This window comes from Micromonospora sp. DT81.3 (genome assembly GCF_049847225.1).
GTDB lineage: Bacteria > Actinomycetota > Actinomycetes > Actinomycetales > Microbacteriaceae > Microbacterium.
The window spans coordinates 196,392-214,908 of record NZ_JBNCNY010000003.1 but is presented as its reverse complement, the minus strand read 5'-3'; the positions used below and the strand labels follow the sequence as shown (position 1 = coordinate 214,908).

Below are 18,517 nucleotides of genomic sequence, written 5' to 3'. Positions count from 1 at the left end.
GAGCATGGAACAGAAACGGCTGGCACAGCTGCATTCCCGCGCCGAGGCGAAACTCGGCCGCATTCCCGGCGTGATGGGCGTCGGTTTCGGATTGAAGGAGGTGGGCGGGCTCACCACCGAGGAACGGGCGTTCCGGGTCTACGTCCGCGAGAAGAAGCCGCTGGGCGACGTGCCGGCGGACGAGGTGCTGCCGCGCGAGTTCGAGGGAATCCCCGTCGACGTGCTGGTGGTCCGCGAATTCGAGCCCGTGCACTGCGAGGACATGGCGCAGCATCACCCGCTTCTCGGCGGCATCAGCATCACGAACTTCGATGTCAGCGCTGACGACAGATACGGCTCCGGCACCCTCGGGTTCTTCGCCACGCTCAACGGGGTGGAGGGTCCGAAGAACGTGGTGCTCGTCTCGAACCGCCACGTCCTGATGGCCAACGGCGCGGCGGTCGGCAATGCGATCTATCAGCCGAAGTACATCAAGCAGGATGGCGCCGTCGTCCTCGACCTCGGTCCCGACTCGAGAAGGGCGATCGCCGACATCCACGATGCGGGAATCGAGGGCAGCCACTCATTCGCCTACCCCGGGGAGACGGCCCAGGACTACTACGTCGACGCATCCACTGCGCTGTTGAAGATCTCGGTCTCGAGCTGGTGCAACTCGAACTGCGGGGTGTCGTACAAGAACGAGATCAGACAGTTGGACATCGGCGGCAGCAGCAGGATCGAGGATGTCGCGCGCGTCGCTCAGGCGAATCTGGATGCGGAGGGGGACTACGCGGTCTTCAAGGTCGGGCGCAAGACGGGCAAGACGGTCGGCAAGGTGGTCGACATCGCGGCGGTGCTCTCGACCGCGCAGCGCGTCATCGAGATCGATCCCACCGCCCCCGACTGCGACGGACGGAACCAGTTCGTCGCCGAGGGCGACTCCGGCTCGGCGTTGATCAACGCCCAGAACCGGCTCGTCGGACTGGTCTTCGGGCGGGGCAAGGGATCGGAAGCCCACAAGGGGTTCGCGTCGCACATCCACCCGGTGATGGACAGGCTCAAGATCACGCCGGTCAGCATGGCCAACCCGCCGGTGAAGCCTGCGGGACAGGCCGGCTCGGCGCGCGCCGGGGCCTCAACGGGCGAGCAGGATGCCAGCATGCAGCTTCGGCAGCGTGCCCAGGGCAACCCGGGGAGCGCGCCCCTCTATGCCGCTTTCGAGCGGCATCGCGAGGAGGCGGTCGGTCTGGTCAACTATCATCGACCGGTCACCGTCGCCTGGCACAAAGGCAAAGGTCCTGCCTGGCTCGCCCACATCGCCGAGAACGCCCGCAGCCCCGAGCACCGGATCCCGTTCGAGATCGACGGCGTCAGCCGTCGTGACCTGGTGACGAGACTCGCGGATGCTCTGGAGGCGTGGGGCAGCGAGCGACTCCGTGGTGCGGTCGCCGGGCAGCGGGACGCGCTGCTGGCGATGATCGACGGGTTCGACGACCTGCACGAGCTGGTCCGTCGGCTCGAGGGGGATCCCGCTCCCGGTTGACCGGGCGGATGAGGAGAACGGGCCGCCATCCCGTGGCGACCCGTTCTTCTTCTCAATCCGCTGTGCCGAATGCCGTCACCGACGACCTCCGCTGTGGACGCATGTTCCTATTCGGGTGCGACGTCGTCCCACAGCCCCAAGGGAGCGAGCACGGACTCCGTCCAGGTCTGCACCTCTACGGTGTCGACGCGGTACGGGAAGCCCTGGCCCCCGCAGCTCCAGTTCTTCACCCACGAGTTGACGCCGAGGACCGTGTCGGTGTCTCCGGCGAAGACCGGACCACCCGAGTCGCCGAAGCAGGTGCCGACGCGCCCGTTGCCGAAGTTCGACGCGAGCTGCAGGTTGTAACCCGCGGTGTCGGGATTGCGCGTGCTGATGATGAACGTCTCGCCCATCAGGCGCTCCCGATACGAGACGGTGTTCTGGCCGGTCTTGCCGTTGGTGCGCGTCACGCCGTAGCCGGAGACCGTGACGACAGCGTCAACGCCGGTGCCGAGCTCGTCGGCGGCGCCCACCGGTGCGAGCGTCCCAAAGGTGTCGATCTCGGGATAGACCGCCTCGAGGGCCCCGTCCTCCAGCACGATGAGTCCGACATCCTGGGTCTCCGGGATCGTCGAGAGGTCGGTGAATCCGTAGTTGTACAGCATGGTGGACGTCACTCCGCCGCTGACCGGGTAGCCGGAGGTCGCCGGAGTGCCCGTTGCGGGGTCGTAGTCGGCGCCGGCGTCCTGTTCGAACCAGATTCGTGCGGATGCGGCGACGTTGCCTTCATCGTCGCCGGCAACGCAGTGCCCGGCGGTGAGGAACACCTCCGGAGACAGCAGCGTCCCCGAGCACCGGTGCAGGAAGACTCCGTCCTCGTCGTAGAAGGCGACGAGTCCGACGTACTCGTGTTCGAAGTCCTCGGTGATGTTCGGGCCTGTGATCGCCCCCGCTGGGGTCGCCACGAGGGCCGTCGCTGTCATCGCCAGTGCCAGTGGTGCCAGCACCCAGCGACCGAACCTTGCAAGCATGTGATGCTCCTTAGGGTTGGTGGTAATGGATGCGACCGTTGTAGTTCATCGCGGGAAAATCCCACAAGCGCTTGCGAATCTGGACGCAGGGTGTAGTGAAGACGCGGCGCCGACTCCTCAGTCGAAGTGCCGGAGTGCCCCGGAGTGGCCGTCGGGGGCGCGCTGCAGCGGTTCCGCGCAGGAGTGCAGCTGCTCGTGGGTGCAGCCTTCAGTTCGAGGGGCTCGAGATCGGCTGATCCTCCGGAGAGACGTCTTCTCCCGACCCCCCGGGGCCGGAAGAAGACGTCTCTGTTCGGTTGTCAGTCGATCGATCGATAGATGCTGCCGTTGCTCCGGTCCTCGAACTCCATGCCGTCCACGTCCCCGCAGAGTGCCGCCTCCAGCGTGGAGGGGTACTCGCGGCCGCAGGTGGTGCATTCCTTCACTTCGGTCCCCCTCTCCATGCAGAAAGGTCGCTCCCCGCATCAGGGCGCGACCTCTGCGTACGACGATACCCGGAGCCGCCGAGGCTGGAGAAGATGCGAAACACAACGTTCACGCAGTCTTTTTTTGGCCGGTGCATCCAAAGCCGTCGCGTGCGCGGAAGAACTCCTTGAAGGGCGGAACCCCCCGCCCACCCCAAGGAGGACAACGTGCGTAAGACAATCGCAGCCGGCGCAGTGGCCGGTTTCGTCCTGGCGGCGGGCTTCGCAGCCCCCGCACAGGCGATCTCAGCAACCACCGCGGACCTTTCCGTTCTTCACGCGATCCCCGGCCTGACCGTGGACGTGTACGTCAACGGCGCATTGACGCTGGACGACTTCGAGCCCGGCGACCTTGCCGGACCGCTCGACCTGCCGGCCGGTGAGTATGTGATCAACGTGACCGCCTCGGACGCAGCGGATGACAGCGCTCCGGTGCTGACGGCGACCGTTCCCCTCGAGGCGAACAAGAGCTACACGGCCACGGCGAACCTCACCGAGGCCGGCGAGCCCGCCCTGAACCTCTTCACGAACGACACCGCGACCACGAAGGCGGGCGAAGGCCGGCTGACGGTCCGCCACGTCGCCGCCGCACCGGCCGTCGACATCCTTGCAGGGGGAGCACCCGTCGTGTCGAGCCTGGTCAACCCGGATGAGGCGACGCTGAACCTTCCGGTCGGCACCGTCTCGGCCGCCGTCGCGCTTGCCGGCACCACCCAGCCGGTCATCGGACCGGCGGATGTCCCCATCGAGGACGGCAAGCTCACGATCGTCTACGCGTGGGGCAGTGCCGAGGACGCGAATCTCGCCCTGGCCGTCCAGTCGGTGACGGTCGGACACTCCACCCCCGGTGGCGTTCCCTCCGGCACCGCCGGCTACGCCGCCGAGCGCGACGCGATGAACGAGGCGTTCGGCATCATCGGCTTCGCCTTCGCCGCAGCCGCGGCATCCGTCGTCGCCTTCATGGTGCGCCGCTCGCGTGCCGTGAAGACCGACAACTGACCCGCCCCCAAGGCCGTGAGAGAGAACCACCAAGACGTGGAGACACCCTTCGTGAAGACACGCCTCATCGCACCCATGGTGCTGGTGCTCGCTCTCGCCGCCTGCGCGCCCGCCCCGTCCCCCAGCGGGGCGGGTGCCGCCTCCTCTTCGCCGCCCCCGACGGCGTCTCCGGCGCCGGCGGCGACGCCGACTGTCGATGTCCCCATCGTCGCCACCACGCCGCAGGCGGCTCGGGCGCCCGTGCCTCCCGTGCGGGTGCGGATCGCGCAGATCGAGGTCGACATGCAGGTGATCCCGGTCGGGGTCGAACCCGGTGGCTTCATGGAGTTGCCCGTGGATCCCGCCACAGCGGGATGGTACGAGTTCGGCCCCGATCCGTGGAGCGCCGACGGCAACACCGTCATCTCCGCGCACATCGACGCCCCGCAGTATCCGATCGGGCCGTTCGCCCGCCTGCGGGATCTGACACAGGGCAACGAAGTGGTCGTCGCGGCAGCGGATGGGACGGAAGCCCGCTACTCGGTGGCCAGCGTGACGTACTATCCCAAGCAGGAGCTTCCGGTGGAGGAGATCTTCGCGCGGTCCGGCACGAGGGCACTGGTGCTGATCACGTGCGGGGGAGCGTTCGACAGCTCGACCGGACGTTACGCCGACAATGTCGTCGTGGTGGCCCAGCCCCTGGCCTGATGGACGCCCCATGACACAGCCGAGGAGTGCAGTGAACGACGCCGAGAACGAAGCGGCATGGGATGCCCGCTTCATCGCGGGCGACGAACGTGCCCTCGAGCAGGTCTACCGGAGGTGGTCACCCGTCGTCTTCACCCTGGCGCTGCGTTCCCTGGGCGACCGCGGCGACGCGGAGGATGTCACGCAGAAGACCTTCGTGTCGGCCTGGACGTCGCGGGCATCGTTCGATCCGACACGGGCGCGCCTTTCCACCTGGCTGGTCGCGATCGCGAAGCGCCGCATCGCCGACACGCACGAGGCCCGCGCCCGAATCCGCGCGCTGCAGCAGCAGCTGCAGCGGGTCACACGGCCGGATGACCTGGTGCAGGCGCCCGGGGTCGACCTGGGCGAGACCCTGCTCGTCGCCCAGGAGATAGAACGGCTCGAACCGGACGCCCAGCAGGTCATGCGTCTGGCCTTCTTCGACGATCTCACGCATCAGGAGATAGCCAGGCGACTGGACATGCCACTGGGTACGGTCAAGAGCCACATCCGCCGAAGTCTCACCCGAATGCGCACCCGATTGGGGGTCACACATGTCTCACCTTGAGCCGGAGCAGCTCGCTCTGCTTGCCATGGGCGAACCAGTGGCTTCCGATGCGGAAGCCGATCACCTCGCGGAGTGCGCCGTGTGCGCCGACGAATTGGCCCTGTTCCGCCATACCGCGATCGTCGGTCGGTCGGCCATCGACGCGGGCGAGCTCGAAACGCCTCCCGATGTCGTCTGGTCGCGGATCTCGGAGGAGCTCGGTCTCGGCGCGCACGTCCTGGTCGCCGACCGCGTAGACGAGCAGCACGAGCCCGAGCGCGCCCCCGCGCCGGCCACGGCATCCGCCCCCACCGCCGACGTGGCGGCCGTTCCGGCTCCCGCGCGGCACGCCAAGCCGCGACGTCGCTCGCGGCTCGTCTGGGCACTCGCTGCCGCCCTTGTCGTGGTGGCGGGCGTCGGTGTCGGCAGCTGGGCGCTGTTGCAGCGCAACGCCTCCACGGAGATCGCCCAGGCCGAGTTGAATCCGTTCCCGGACCACCCCGACGCCGTCGGCGCGGCGGTCGTCGAGGAGGAACGCGACGGCGAGCTGCTCGTGCGGGTGACCGTCGATTCAGCGGCCACGCCGGACACGTACCGGGAGGTCTGGCTGATCAACAGCGACGCCACCGCGCTCATCAGCCTCGGCGTGCTCGACGGCACGGAGGGGACGTTCCCGATTCCGTCGGGCGTGGACCTGCGCGACTACGTGCTCGTGGACGTCTCGCAGGAGCCGATCGACGGCGACCCCCAGCACTCGGGGGACTCCATCGTGCGCGGCGAACTCTCCTTCGTCTGAGCCGTCCGCGTGCGGGTCAGCCGGCCCAGGTGATCAGCAGCAGTCCCTGCTTGGTGTCGGCCAGTTTCACCCAGCCGTCGCCGAACAGGTACGTCATGCCGTAGCCGTCGGCGTCGGTCGTGATCGTCGTCTCGGGGTTCTCGGTGATGTAGACGCCCTCGTCGGACTCCTCGCGCAGCCAGCCTTCGGTGAGCAGCGACTCCTGGGCGTCCGCGGCCGCATCGGCCTCGATCGGGGCCCATCCGAAGATCTGCACGTGGTCGGTCGCCGGGCCGGAGAAGTCTGCCCACACGCACTGGATGCCGTCCTCGATGACCGTGGCACCGACGCGGAACTCCTCCTGCTCGGCCGACCAGGCGAGGCTCTCGAAGTCCTCCACGGTGGCCGCGGGGATGATCGTCTCGCAGGTCGGCTCGGCACCGGCGACCGGTGTCTCGTCCACTTCCGAGGCGGGCGGAGGGGTGTTGGCGCCGGACGGCGCGATCGTCGGCAGGGCCGAGGGCGCGGGGGCGGGCGTGCCGCACGCCGTAACCACGGTCATCGCGGCGGCGATCGCGAAGGCGGCGCCGAGGCGGTGAAGGGGTGTCATCGTCGGTACTCCGGGGGCAGTGCGTCGGGGAAGGGGAAGGTGAGGCGAGGAAGGCGGAAGGAGAGGCGGGCGTGGTTCACCGCGTCGGGTGACGGGCTCAGGAGGCGTGGAAGAAGTCGAGGAAGGCGTCGTGCAGCACGCCGTTGGTCGCCAGTGTCGACCGGGCCGAGATCGTCTCGGCGCCATCGAACGAGGTCAGCCGGCCGCCGGCCTCCGTGATGATCGGAACGGCGGCCGCGATGTCGTACTCCTTGACGTCGAACTCGGCCACCATGTCGATGCGGCCCTCGGCGAGCAGCATGTACGCCCACACATCGCCGTAGCCGCGATCTCGCCAGACTCCGCGAGAAAGGGCGATGAGCGCATCCAGCCGGCCGGCGGCGTCCCACTGGGCGATGCTCTGGAAGCTGACACTCGCGTTCTCGAGCGTGTCGACGGATGAGACGGTCAGGCGCTGCGGCTCGGTCTCGGTCGCGGTCCAGGCCCCGGAGCCGGCCGCGGCCCACCAGCGGCGTCCCAGGGCCGGGGCGCTGACCACCCCGACGCGCGGGACGCCCTCGACGGCCAGCGCGATCATCGTGCCCCAGACCGGGACCCCTCGAAGGAAGTTTGCCGTGCCGTCGATCGGGTCGATGATCCACTGGCGCGCGCTGTCGCCCTGGGCTCCGAACTCCTCGCCGAAGATGCCGTCATCCGGTCGTTCCGTCGCCAGCGCGTCGCGGATCACGCGCTCCACTGCGAGGTCGGCATCCGTGACGTGCGAGGCGTCGGCCTTCAGCGAGACGCGGAGGTCGGATGCCGCGAAGCGGGGGAGCGACTGCTCGTCGGCCGCGTCGGCGAGCCGGAGAGCGAGGGCCAGGTCGGCTCCGAACTCCCCATTCGCGGGCGCGCCGGAAGCGGGCGGGCGGGAAGGGGAGGGCACGTCTTCCAGGATACCGGGGCGAAGGCACCCCGATTGGCGGCGGACGTAACCGTGATGGTAATGTTGACCCTCGTTCGCCTCGGCGCGGGCGCACGCACCTCTAGCTCAATCGGCAGAGCAACTGACTCTTAATCAGTGGGTTCAGGGTTCAAGTCCCTGGGGGTGCACAGACAGGGCTCCGGCTTCAGCGAAACGCAGAAGTCGGGGCCTTCGCTGTCGGCTCAGGTGGCCTGTTTCAGTTGTTGGTTCGCTCTTCGGATGCCGGGGGATCGCGCATGAATCGGTACACCGTCGCCACGGATGGCGCCTGCATGCGCAATCCCGGTCCCGCGGGGTGGGCGTGGGTGGGGGAGGACGGGCGCTGGGCTGCCGGGTCGCTCGCCGCGGGGACCAACAACATCGGCGAGCTGCTGGCGGTGCTCCACGCGATCCGCGACCACGGCCATGTCGAAGACCTGCTGATCCAGGCGGATTCGATGTACGCGATCAACACCTACACGTCGTGGATGGACGCCCACAAGCGCCGGGGGTGGAAGACCAGCACCAAGGAGCCGACGAAGAACGCGGACATCCTCGAGGCGCTCATCGTGGCGCGCGACGCCCGTCGCGCCGCGGGGCTGCCCGATGTGACATTCGAGCACGTCCGTGGGCACGCGGGGCATCGGCTCAACGGCTGGGCGGACGAGCGCGCGGTGCGCGCCTCCCAGCACGGGGATCGGGGCCTCGAGGCGATCTGGTCGACGGATCGCGGGCAGGCGCTTCTCGACGTGTCGGTCGACGCGCCCAAGGCGGGCGAGGACCGGCCCAGGCGCCGCAAGGCGTAGCCCGGGTGCTCTCGGTGGGCGCCATGCTGCGGGTCTCCAGCGCCGTTCCCTACATCGCCAGCGCCACGACGAGGATCGCGACGTAGAACGTGAGGACGAAAAGCGCCGAGAGCGCTGCGGGGAACCTGTCCTTGCTGGACGTCAGGAATCGCACGATCGCGACGATGACGATGACCAGTGGAACAGCGGGCAGCCAGGCGAGGGGTGCGAGAAGCCACGGCTGCACCAGAGCGACATAGGCCGCGACCGCAGTGGTGGCGAGTGCTCCCACCACGAAGGTGGAGCCCGTGACCCCGAGGGCGTCGGAATAGAGGTGTTCGCCCGGAGTCCCGGTGCGGGCGGTCTTACGTGCGAACTCGAACTGGAGGAAGGTCCCGGCGAAGATGACGAGCGTCCAGACGACCACGGGATCCGGAGCGACCTGACCTGTCGCGACGGCCGACGTGAGCAGCCACCCCGTGAGCACGATCTGGATGGGATACGTCACGACGAGGTTCGCCAGGACGCGCGTCCGTATCCGCTCCGATCGCACCTCGATCGCCCAGAGAACCAGGCCGTAGGCGAGGGTCGCGAGAAGCAGGAGGGCCGTCCACGGGGCGAGTGCCACCGCCCCGGCGACGCTGACAGCGGCGATCACCGCCATCGCCGCCCGCAGGTCGCGCGCCGTCACCGCACCTGTCACGAGCGGCCGGTCGAGGTGGTGCGTGCGGTCGTAGGTAAGATCCTTCTGGTCGTCGATGATCCTCAGATACAGGAGGACCAGCAGCACGATTCCCACTCGTGCGGCGGTCTGCCACGTCGGCCGCCAGTCGGTGTCGGGCGGGGGAGGAGCGATCGTGGCCGCGGATGCCTCGACGGTCAGCGTCCACAGCACTCCGTAGAGCAGGTACTGGGCTTTGAACCGCGTCGCGGTGAATCGCGCGATACGCCGGATCATGCCCCCCACCGATTCCAGTGCGTGACCTCCGCGGCACTGCGCGGCGAAGAGCTTGCCGGATCTCCCCGCAGGTGCGCGACCGGGATCAGGGCGATCTGCGCGACATCGTCGAAGGGGATGCCGACGACCTCGGCGACCTCGCGCTCGTGCCGTAGATGCGCCGTGGTGAAGGTCGAGCCGAGCCCGCGCGAGCGCAGCGCGAGCTGGAAGCTCCAGATCGCCGGGATGATCGACCCGTAGAAGCTCGCGAGTTTCGATTCGAAGCCGACGGGGGGCCGTCCTTTCTGGCAGGTGAGAACGAGCACGGGCACGTTGCCCAGATTCATCGCGAGGTAGCGGGCCGAGTCCAGATCGGGGGATGCCGGGAGCCCGCGACCCGCGAGGTTCTCCTCGAAGCCGCGCCGGTAGAACCCCCTATCTGTACGCGCAGCCCTGGGTCGTCAACCGCGATGAACTGCCATGCGCGGCGATCCGAGCCGCTTGGGGCACGCACCGCGAGGTCGAGGCACTCCGAGATGACGGCCCGATCGACCGGACGTGACAGATCGAGCCGCCGGCGGAAGGCCCGCGTCGACGTCAGCGCCGTGTCTACGTCCATGCCCGCACCGGCCGGTACTGAAGGGTGATGGATGCCGCATCCCTTCCCTTCTGGCTCACCTGGCAGACGACGGACAGATCGTCCCGCTCCGACGTCGCCACCGCGGTCGCCGTGGCGACGAGATCCAGCTCGATGAAGCTCGTGAATCGAGCGGTGAGCCTGCGCAGCTCCATCGGCTCTTCGGTGTTCTTGCCCACGAACGCCACAGCCAGCTGCCGTGCCGCCTCGACGACGAGGGCACCCGGAACGTGGTCGAGGGGATGGTCGAAGAGAGTGGCGTGGTCGGTGTCCACCACCAGGTCGGCACGGAGGCCCTCCTCGGATTCACGAGGCTCGGTGATGACGACGTTTCGGCGGTCGATGCGTCCGACGGTGGCCGGCGAGGCCCGTTCGCCCGGCGCGAGCGCTCGTGGTTCGCCGGTAAGGCCGAGCCCCTCGCGCGCCGATGCGCGAAGAGCTTCCCACTGGCCGCGCGTGGTACCGGAGAAGCTGTACTGTGCTTTCGCCCCCGGCGCGCCGTCACGGCTCAGCGCCATGGCCACGAGCCCGCCCACGAGCCGATCCCCGGCGAGGAACGGTCGGACCAGCGAGACATCGCACACCAGCCGCGCCGGTGAAGGGTCACGGCGCCACGGCGTCTGGGCGACATCCTCGATCTCGAGGGTGCGAAGCAGGAACGCCGTCGACGTCGGCAGGCCGTGGAATCTGTGCATGACGGCCATTCCGCTCTGGCGGAATGCCTCCTGTAACAGGAGCAGGTCCCCGCTGCGCAGCCATGCCTCCGTATGGTCGCCGAAGTAGGCGTGCGAGCGCGGGAGCTGGATCGCGGCCTCGTGGCGCCCGTCGTCGGTCGCGCGGAGTCCGGTGACGAAGACCTCGGCGACCGATGCGCGGTGGACGAGATCGCGATGGATCGTGCGGTTGTAACTCGGCTTAGGAATCCTGGGCTCCTTCGTCGAGGTCGACGTCGTGGTCGATCGGTCGGGGCGGGGGGATGCGCATGGGGAGCACACTCGCGCCGACGACGATCGTCGGCCACGGATCGAGTGGCGTGCCCTGGTGCCAGGCGTCGCGCAGCGCGGTCGCCCACTCCGTGCCCTGGGAATCGGGCCGCAGGTTCGAGGCGTTGAGCTGCTCGATGAGTGCCGACTTGGCGACGTCCAGATCGAAGGACTGCTCGGGCGCTGACTCGTACAGGTTCGCCGCGATCCGGCGAGCGTCGGCCTCGCGATCCAGCCCCTGAAGCGCCTCGTGCACCACTGCCAGACGATCGCGTGCGCCGAAGTAGACACCGAGCTCCCGCAGTACTTCGGCCGCGGTGTCTGAGGTGTGCACGAAGTTCAAGAGGTAGGTGCTGCCGCCCAGCAGATGTCGCAGTTCACCGAGGCGTCGGTCCTTCGGTGCCGTCGGCCCTTTTCCCTCGGTCAGTCGCGGTGCGACCGGGCCGGATCGGTCGTCGGTGACGACGAGCAGGAGCGAGGGGGAGAGCTCGACCATGAGATCGGCGATCGTGCGCCTTTCGGGAGACGCGATGTGCCAGTTGTGGTACCAGAGCGCCCGGGCCCGCAGTCTGTCGACGGCCATCTCGCGGGCGGCCACCACTCGGTATCCGTTGGCGGCAAGCCAATCGAGGGTCGGCTCCACACCACGGGCGACGATCGCGTCGGGCTTCAGCAGGAGCAGTCCATGACGCTCGGCGAAGGGCCTGGCGTCAGCCCCGAGCTGCTGGACCGACTCGAGGTAATAGGTGTCGCGGTGGTAACGGATCGGCTCTTCACGCGAGCTGGTCATCTTGGCTCCACTCCTGCGGGACGGCCGCCGAGATAGCCGCTCTCGAGGCAGTGATCGATGAGGAGTCGCAGGTAGTCCGGACCCGTGCCGGGGCGCGGCCGCTCCACGAGTGCATCCGTATTCGTCGCATCGAAGGTCACGCGTCGATTGAAATAGCTGGCGTACATCTCGCCGAACCTGCGGTAGTAGCCGCGTTCGACCGCAGGCAGGTCGGCGACCGCGAACGCGCTCGGCGGAACATACCGGGCGATGAAGAACGGGGGATACTCGGCGAAGATGTCCGACAGCTGCCGCAGCGAGATGTCGTCCGCCCCGACAAGGTGGTGGGTCCGTCCCACGGCTTGATCTATCTGCCGCACGACGGATGCGAGCGCGTCGGCGACGTAGTCGATCGGGACGAGCGACAGCTTCGCGTCGTAGCGACCGGGCAAGGTCTGGAGCCGACCCTCGACCACCAGCTTGAGGATGGGATAAAGGTTCTTGTACGTGCCGATCGAGCCGTCTCGGCTGTCGCCGACGACGATGGACGGGCGGACGATCGCGGCGCGCAGCCCGTGCGCGGCCGCGGCGTGCACGAGGGTCTCGGCACGCAGTTTGCTGCTCTCGTAGCCGTTGCCGAACGCTTGACCCACATCGAGCTCGTCCTCGCGGACCGTGCCCCCGCGCATTCCGCAGACATACGCCGTACTGACGTAGACGAGCGGCACGTCGAGGTCGCGTGCGACGCCGATGGCGTGTGCCGTTCCCCGAACGTTCAGCGTCTCGTAGGCCGTGTCGTCGAGACCGAAGTCGGTGGTCGCCGCGCAGTGCACGATGCACTGGACGTCATCGAGCGAGGCAAGGATGCCGCTCGTCAGGCCGAGCGCCGGTTCGCGCACGTCCCCACGGACGGTGCGGATGCCCCCGATCGAGGCAGAATGGACGAGTCCGACCGGATCATCGACTCGGCCGACGAGTGCGCGGCCCAGCTCGCCGCTCGCTCCGGTGATGAGGACGCTCATGCGCTGCCGGCCGCGAGCGGCTGTGAGCCGCCGGACTCGAGCAGATCGCGGGCCTCGTCGAGCGGGAAGCTCGTGTCGAGGTATCCGCCCAGCCGCAGCCAGTCGTAGCCGATATCGAGGGTACGCCGCCATTCCTCCCTCGAGGCGAAGGAGGAGGGAAAGTCCGAGCCGCCGACGACGTCGCGGACGACCTCCGTGAACCGCACGAGGTGCTCGGCATCCGTCCGTGCCGTGGCAAGCGCCTCGAGGAATTCGTCGCGTCGCCATCCCTCCGCGGGCAGCATCCAGCGCACCGTAGCACCGGCGGCGACGTCGGCGGGCAGCGGATCGACGCCGAAGGCCGAGACGACCGCTCGCACGCCCATGGCCACGAGGCGGTCTGCGGCGATGCCGGCCACGGCGGACTGACCGCTCGCTATCGCGCCGTCAAGGTCTTCTCGGGCGTTCTCGAGCACGATGTTCGCCCAGACGAGCGCGATTGCGCTGCGCACGAACCGGGTTGCCGGAAGGGCGATGAGACTCACCGGCTCGCTGTTCGATGCATGCGCGCCGCGCAGCCCCAGGGCGGGTCGATGCGACGTGGGCGACGGCGTGGATCCCTCGAACACGGGACACATCGCAAGGGCGGGCCGCACCGGCTCGGTGCCCGTTCGCAGGCCGACGAGGCCCAGCTGGATGAACCTCGCGATGGTCGGTCGGTGCCGCGTGTCGAGTTGTGTGAGAGGACGGCCGAAGACCACCGAGCGCCATGCGGGCGCGGCGTCGTCCGACAGCACGAAAACGTCCGCACGACCCCGGATGACGTGCAGGCGCCCGGCGATGGGCCATGTGGTGACATCGGGGATGCGGCGCAGCACAAGACTCTCGCCATCGGCCGGAATGTCGACGCCGAACGCGGCCGCGCTCGCCAGTGCATCGAGGAAGGAGCCGGTCCGAGCGGACCGATAGTGGACCTGCGTCTCTTGGTCGGCGGATCGGTCGAACTGCTTCGGGAGCCATTTCGTCTCGATGTAGCCCTCGCCCTGTCCCGCGAGCCATGACTTCGCCGCCTGGTCGAGTCCGTCGCGAGCCCATCCGAGGGCCGATTCGTCATCCCCGAGGGCCGCGAGCGCCACGGCGAAGAGCAGCGCCTGCTCGGCCCGTTCGCGCCACCACCGCTGCATGTGCGCGGTGAAATCCGGATAGGGGAACAGCGCGCGAAGTCTATCCAGATCGGGAGCCCGGCCGTCGCGCGCGACCTCCTGCGCGCGAAGGAACCGCTGCACGCGGTTCAGTACGTCCTCGTCCGCCTCGCCCGACGCCGCGAGCTCGAGCTGACGACGCAGCTGGGCTTCCGACCGCGTGCGCACCTCGACGCGGCGCCCCGCCTCGAAGAGCACGGTCGGCATGGTCGGCGTCTCTTCGTCGCCGGCGATGAGCACCAGGAAGTCGACGTCCGAGCCCGCATTCCCGAAGCCTTCGGCGAGGGACCCCTCGTGTACGACGATCGCGTCCGGTGCAAGGTGCACACGGTTGCGCACGGCCGAGAAGATGGCGGCGATCTGCTCGGGGGCGCGATCGGGTCGCTCGCCCTGCAACGCAGTGGCGGGAATCATGCTTGCTCTCTCTCGTCGTCGAGGATCGTGACCGTGCCCGCAGCACCGTCGACCTCGATGTGCATCCCGGTGCGGATGAGCGTCGAGGCGTCCGGCAGCTGGACCACGGTGGGCACTCCGAGCTCGCGCGCGACGATCGCGAGATGGGTGAGTGGGCTGCCCCTCTCGATCACCAGGGCGCGGGCGGAGGGGAGGATGGCGACCCAGCCGGGGTCGGTGCGGTAGGCGACGAGGATACCCCCGGCGATGTCGGCGGGTTCGGTGACGACGACAGCGGTGCCGCGCACGATGCCGGCGGCCGATGGAACGCCTACCAGCACGGCGCCGAGAGTCGCCGCCTTCGTCGCCGCCACGGGCACCCAGCCCTGTTCGGCCAGCGCGGGTGCCCCGAAGTCGTCGCCCGAGGTCACGAAGCGCGCGGGAGCGACGAGCAGGGCATCGCGCGACTGCGCTGCGCGCCTCGCGGCGACCAGGTGGCGGTAGGACGGCCCGTTCGGCGCGCCCTCGTAGGCGTCCCGCAGCTCGTCCACGGTGAGCAGGAAGACGTCGGCGAACTCGTCGATCACGCCGCGTGCGACCAAGTCGCGCCCGAGCGCGCGAAGGGTCCGCTTCACCATCCCGAACGCCCTGGTCCGGCGGAACCGCAGGGTCTCACGATGACCGACCGCGCGGCTCGTCTTGCGGCGCAGACGCTCGTAGAGCGTTCGCCGGATGCCTCGGAGGTGCTCGTCGAGGTAGACGTCGGCATCCGGACCAGCCGTCAGCGGAGCATCCGCGGTCGCGCTGCGCAGCATGAGGAACAGGCTCGCCGGCTCTTCGCGAAGGTCGGGAACCTCGAGCTTCAATTCGTCGACGCTCCGGTAGCCGAAACGCCCGATGTATTGGTCCACGGCTCGCGCGAAGGCCGTCCACCGTGATCGGGCGAGCGCTTCGTACGCCTCCGCGGGCGGCGTGGCCGCCAGGAAGTCGGCGAGCTCTGGATCATCTCGCACGCTGCGTGCGAGCTCCCGCATCGCCAGCGCCGGTTCGGCCGACTCAACGTTGAGCCCGGGATTGACCACCGCGTACATGAGCCACTCGGGCGCGCGGGGGAGCCACGCCTTCGTCAGCGCGTACATCGCCCCCGAGAGCGTGAGCAGGATCGCGTCGAGAACCATCATCGGCCCCCACCGCTTGACGAGATCATCGACGGCGGCTCGGTAGCGCCTGTACAGTTCGTCGCCCGCAACCGAATCGAGGTCGTCCCGATCGAAGTCGTCGTAGGCGCGGGCGAAGTCCTGCGTGAACCGCTCCATCATCCGGTCGATTCCGGCGAGGCGGCGGGCGTAGACGACCGTCGTCACCGTCCGCGAGACCAGTCGGTGCACGGGGGAGCGGAAGACGAAGGGATGCAGCCGCCGGGCCTCCGCGGCCGCCAATGGTTCGCCGACACCGAGGGCCACCTCGAGCACTCGCCGGTTGAGTGGGTATCCGGGTGCGATGCCGACCATTCGGTACCAGTGCAGGAGGTTGTAGTACACACGGCCGTGGAAGATCCCCAGCATCGCTGGGGTCCAGCGGCTCATCTGCCGCAGCTGCGCAGGCGGCACACGCAGAGAGCGGGCGTACTCGAGGTAGACCCGGCCGTACACCTCTGCTGCGGTCGTCGCCGTGAGCGGAGACGTCACGCCGTTGAAGCTCTCGATGATGTTCGAGTTGTCCCAGATACGCCGTGCCCCAGGTTCGGTCCGCTCCTTCGCACCCAGAAGCGGTGCGGGCGGGAGCGCGGTGATCGGGCGGCATTGCAGCACCCACAGGTTTCCGTCGGCAACGGCGAACTCGATGTCGACGGGCCGCCCCAGCCGGCGCTCCTGCCGGAGGGCCGTCTCGACGATCCTGTCGGCAGTGGTGCCATCCAGCGCCGCAACGACCCTGTCCGCGTCCGGGACGGTCGACGTCGTGATCCCGTCACCGTCCGCCGCATCCCGACGATTCGCCTTCTCACCGACGACGGTCTCGAGAACGAGGCGTCGTGCACGGTCGATGACCAGGAGGTCCGCGTCGACAAGACCTTCCACCAGCCCCTCGCCGAGCCCGTAGACAGTGCTCACCAGCAGCCGCCGCCGATCGCCGGTGATGGGGTCTGCCGAGAAGACCACTCCACTGATGTCGGCGGCCACCATCGCCTGGACAACGACTGCGATCCCCGCCGTCGAGACGGACCTTCCTCGCGCAAGCCGATAGCTCGCGAGTCGATCGGAGAACGCGGATGCCCAGCACACCCGCACCGCGGACTCGAGACCGGTCGTGACGTTCAGCACCGTCGAGAACTGCCCCGCGTACGAGTCGGCGTCGCCATCCTCATCGAGCCCCGACGAGCGCACGGCCACGCGACCTCCACCCGCTCGCTCGTGCGCCGCGGCGAGGAGCCGGGACAGCTCAGGCCCGAGCGGCGCGGCGAGGATGCGACTTCGGATCTCCGCAAGGGCGGCTTCGGGCGCCGAATCGAGCCCAGTAATCAGCTCTGCCAGGTGTGCACGATCGACGAATTCGGCGAAGATATCGGTTCCCAGGACGGACCACGGCGGAACGCGCTCCCCGGAGCGCTGGAGCGCCTGCAGGCCGGCGGCTTTGGCGCCGCCGGTGCTCGCGACCCGATCGGACGGCGACGAGACGTCAAGGATGTGGAGCACCGCACCTCCGATGGCGAGGCGATGGCGCTGGACTCCGGACGCTCTCTCGAGGACGCAGCCGGGGCGCGTCATCGCGGGGACTCCGCCAAAGGCGGAGCGTGAGTCGATTATGCCCGTCCGGCGAGGTCAATGCCAACACCGGCATGTTCTCCATTCCCACAGGCGGCCGGGTCCCGATCGGTGGCCCACGTAGCGAATGCGTAACGACCGGCCGTCCGGGGTGCCCGCGGCTTGACGAAACTTCTAGAACTTTCTAAATTTGCGGTTACCTGAATCAGTTCTCAGGTTAGAACCTCCCGCACCAACCTTCCAATGGTGAAAGGCACTCACATGCGCGTAACGAAGAAGTTGCTCTTGGGCTCCGTGGTCGCCACGGCCGCTCTCGTCCTGGCGGCGTGCGCGCCGCAGGCCGCCGAAACCGGCGGCGCCGCTGACCCCTCGGCCGGCCCCCAGGAGGTCACGGTCGGCATCGTCACGAGCGAGACCGGCCCCCTGGCCGGATACGGCAAGCAGTACCTCGACGGCTTCAAGGCGGGTCTCGACTACGCGACCGACGGCACGGACGAGGTCGATGGGACCAAGATCGTCGTGGAGTACGCCGACGACGCCGGCGACCCGGACAAGGCGGTCACCGCCGTGAAGGAGCTCATCGGGTCGGGCATCAACATCATCGGCGGCAGCGCGTCCTCGGGCGTCGCCCTCGCCGTCGCCGAGCAGGCCGAGCAGAACGAGGTGCTGTTCGTCTCCGGCCCCGCCGCCGCCGACGCGATCACGGGCATCAACGACTACACCTTCCGCTCGGGCCGCCAGAGCGCCCAGGATGTCGCGACCGCCGGCACCTTCCTCGATGACCTCGACGGCAAGACGATCACGGTGTTCGCGCAGAACAGCGCCTTCGGCCAGGGCAACGAGGCGGCCGTCAAGGCGATCCTCGGCGCACAGGGCGCCACGGTGAACTCGGTGCTCGTCGCGGAGGACGTGACGGAGTTCACGCCGTTCGCGCAGCAGGTACTGGCCGGCAACCCCGACCTCGTCTTCGTGGCGTGGGCAGGCGCGACCTCCGGGGCGATGTGGCAGGCGATGAGCCAGCAGGGCGTGCTCGATGAGATCCCGGTCGTCACGGGCCTCGGCGACTCGGCGACCTTCGGCGCCTACGGCGAGGCATCCGAGAAGATCAGTTTCCTGAATCACTACTTTCCCGGAGCGAACGACAACGACGTGAACGCGGCGATGATCGAGGCCATCGAGGAGGCGGGTGGCACGCCCGACCTGTTCAGCCCCGACGGCTTCAACGCCGCCATCATGATCGTCCAGGCGATCAAGGAGGGCAAGGGCGACGTCGGTGCGATGATCGACGCTCTCGAGGGCTTCGAATTCGACGGTCCCAAGGGTGCGATGACCGTGCGCGCCGATGACCATGCGCTGATCCAGGAGATGTACCAGGCCAAGCTGGTCGCCGACGGCGGCACGTTCGTCCCCGAGCTCGTCGACACGGCCAGCGCTGACGAGGTGGCCCCGCCCGAGGCGGAGTAGTCGTGA

At 68.6% G+C, this 18,517-nt stretch carries 19 protein-coding genes and 1 tRNA gene; 8 read left to right on the top strand and 12 right to left on the bottom strand.

Features of this window, described 5'->3' with window-relative positions; translation table 11 throughout:
* The first annotated feature begins 4 nt into the window (after positions 1-4).
* Positions 5-1,522: a hypothetical protein gene (locus tag ACPW96_RS08790; protein ID WP_425882762.1), complete on the top strand. Its 1,518-nt coding sequence runs from the start codon at positions 5-7 to the stop codon at positions 1,520-1,522.
* A 107-nt stretch (positions 1,523-1,629) separates the two neighbouring features.
* On the opposite strand, the gene ACPW96_RS08785 is transcribed toward ACPW96_RS08790, so the two are convergent.
* Positions 1,630-2,535 carry a trypsin-like serine protease gene (locus tag ACPW96_RS08785; protein ID WP_425882761.1) on the bottom strand — a complete coding sequence of 302 codons (906 nt, stop codon included), beginning with the start codon at positions 2,533-2,535 and terminating at the stop codon, positions 1,630-1,632.
* A 299-nt stretch (positions 2,536-2,834) separates the two neighbouring features.
* Complete coding sequence (locus ACPW96_RS08780) at positions 2,835-2,960, bottom strand: hypothetical protein (RefSeq protein WP_425820276.1); 126 nt, start codon at positions 2,958-2,960, stop codon at positions 2,835-2,837.
* Between the two features lie 207 nt (positions 2,961-3,167).
* Between ACPW96_RS08780 and ACPW96_RS08775 the strand changes: the two genes are divergently transcribed.
* Genes ACPW96_RS08775 through ACPW96_RS08760 form a run of 4 tightly spaced genes read left to right on the top strand, consistent with a single transcriptional unit; the run spans position 3,168 to position 6,049 of the window.
* Positions 3,168-3,998, top strand: coding sequence for a DUF4397 domain-containing protein (locus tag ACPW96_RS08775; RefSeq protein ID WP_425882760.1), 831 nt, complete (start codon positions 3,168-3,170; stop codon positions 3,996-3,998).
* 51 nt (positions 3,999-4,049) lie between these two features.
* Positions 4,050-4,685 carry a class F sortase gene (locus ACPW96_RS08770; protein ID WP_425882759.1) on the top strand — a complete coding sequence of 212 codons (636 nt, stop codon included), beginning with the start codon at positions 4,050-4,052 and terminating at the stop codon, positions 4,683-4,685.
* A 31-nt stretch (positions 4,686-4,716) separates the two neighbouring features.
* Complete coding sequence (locus ACPW96_RS08765; RefSeq protein WP_425882758.1) at positions 4,717-5,274, top strand: RNA polymerase sigma factor; 558 nt, start codon at positions 4,717-4,719, stop codon at positions 5,272-5,274.
* Entirely contained in the window at positions 5,261-6,049 is a 789-nt protein-coding gene (locus ACPW96_RS08760; RefSeq protein WP_425882757.1) for an anti-sigma factor, read from the top strand. The genes ACPW96_RS08765 and ACPW96_RS08760 overlap by 14 nt, the downstream gene beginning before the upstream one ends.
* A gap of 16 nt (positions 6,050-6,065) precedes the next feature.
* Here ACPW96_RS08760 and ACPW96_RS08755 read toward each other — a convergent pair whose 3' ends face one another.
* Positions 6,066-6,638: a hypothetical protein gene (locus ACPW96_RS08755; RefSeq protein WP_425820281.1), complete on the bottom strand. Its 573-nt coding sequence runs from the start codon at positions 6,636-6,638 to the stop codon at positions 6,066-6,068.
* A 97-nt stretch (positions 6,639-6,735) separates the two neighbouring features.
* A complete protein-coding gene (locus ACPW96_RS08750; RefSeq protein WP_425820282.1) occupies positions 6,736-7,560 on the bottom strand; it encodes an inositol monophosphatase family protein in 825 nt (274 codons plus the stop codon).
* Between the two features lie 94 nt (positions 7,561-7,654).
* Here ACPW96_RS08750 and ACPW96_RS08745 point away from each other — a divergent pair.
* Both ACPW96_RS08745 and ACPW96_RS08740 read left to right on the top strand, forming a co-directional pair.
* Positions 7,655-7,727 (top strand) — tRNA-Lys (locus ACPW96_RS08745).
* Positions 7,728-7,835: 108 nt separating this feature from the next.
* Entirely contained in the window at positions 7,836-8,384 is a 549-nt protein-coding gene (locus ACPW96_RS08740; RefSeq protein ID WP_425882756.1) for a ribonuclease H family protein, read from the top strand.
* A gap of 49 nt (positions 8,385-8,433) precedes the next feature.
* On the opposite strand, the gene ACPW96_RS08735 is transcribed toward ACPW96_RS08740, so the two are convergent.
* Genes ACPW96_RS08735 through ACPW96_RS08700 form a run of 8 tightly spaced genes read right to left on the bottom strand, consistent with a single transcriptional unit; the run spans position 8,434 to position 16,978 of the window.
* A complete protein-coding gene (locus ACPW96_RS08735) occupies positions 8,434-9,321 on the bottom strand; it encodes a hypothetical protein (RefSeq protein ID WP_425882755.1) in 888 nt (295 codons plus the stop codon).
* A complete protein-coding gene (locus ACPW96_RS08730) occupies positions 9,318-9,632 on the bottom strand; it encodes a hypothetical protein (RefSeq protein ID WP_425882754.1) in 315 nt (104 codons plus the stop codon). Before ACPW96_RS08730 ends, ACPW96_RS08735 begins: the two co-directional genes overlap by 4 nt.
* 11 nt (positions 9,633-9,643) lie before the next feature.
* Positions 9,644-9,919, bottom strand: a complete 276-nt coding sequence (locus ACPW96_RS08725; RefSeq protein WP_425882753.1) for a nitroreductase family protein — start codon at positions 9,917-9,919, stop codon at positions 9,644-9,646.
* Positions 9,910-10,932, bottom strand: coding sequence for an AfsA-related hotdog domain-containing protein (locus ACPW96_RS08720; protein ID WP_425882752.1), 1,023 nt, complete (start codon positions 10,930-10,932; stop codon positions 9,910-9,912). The genes ACPW96_RS08725 and ACPW96_RS08720 overlap by 10 nt, the downstream gene beginning before the upstream one ends.
* Complete coding sequence (locus ACPW96_RS08715) at positions 10,853-11,710, bottom strand: nucleoside-diphosphate kinase (RefSeq protein WP_425882751.1); 858 nt, start codon at positions 11,708-11,710, stop codon at positions 10,853-10,855. The genes ACPW96_RS08720 and ACPW96_RS08715 overlap by 80 nt, the downstream gene beginning before the upstream one ends.
* Positions 11,707-12,711, bottom strand: a complete 1,005-nt coding sequence (locus tag ACPW96_RS08710) for an SDR family oxidoreductase (protein ID WP_425882750.1) — start codon at positions 12,709-12,711, stop codon at positions 11,707-11,709. The genes ACPW96_RS08715 and ACPW96_RS08710 overlap by 4 nt, the downstream gene beginning before the upstream one ends.
* Positions 12,708-14,306, bottom strand: a complete 1,599-nt coding sequence (locus ACPW96_RS08705) for a hypothetical protein (RefSeq protein WP_425820289.1) — start codon at positions 14,304-14,306, stop codon at positions 12,708-12,710. Before ACPW96_RS08705 ends, ACPW96_RS08710 begins: the two co-directional genes overlap by 4 nt.
* Positions 14,303-16,978, bottom strand: a complete 2,676-nt coding sequence (locus ACPW96_RS08700; protein WP_425882749.1) for a phosphoenolpyruvate synthase — start codon at positions 16,976-16,978, stop codon at positions 14,303-14,305. Before ACPW96_RS08700 ends, ACPW96_RS08705 begins: the two co-directional genes overlap by 4 nt.
* 330 nt (positions 16,979-17,308) lie before the next feature.
* Here ACPW96_RS08700 and ACPW96_RS08695 point away from each other — a divergent pair, with 330 nt between their 5' ends.
* A complete protein-coding gene (locus ACPW96_RS08695; protein WP_425882748.1) occupies positions 17,309-18,511 on the top strand; it encodes a substrate-binding domain-containing protein in 1,203 nt (400 codons plus the stop codon).
* Positions 18,512-18,517: the final 6 nt, after the last annotated feature.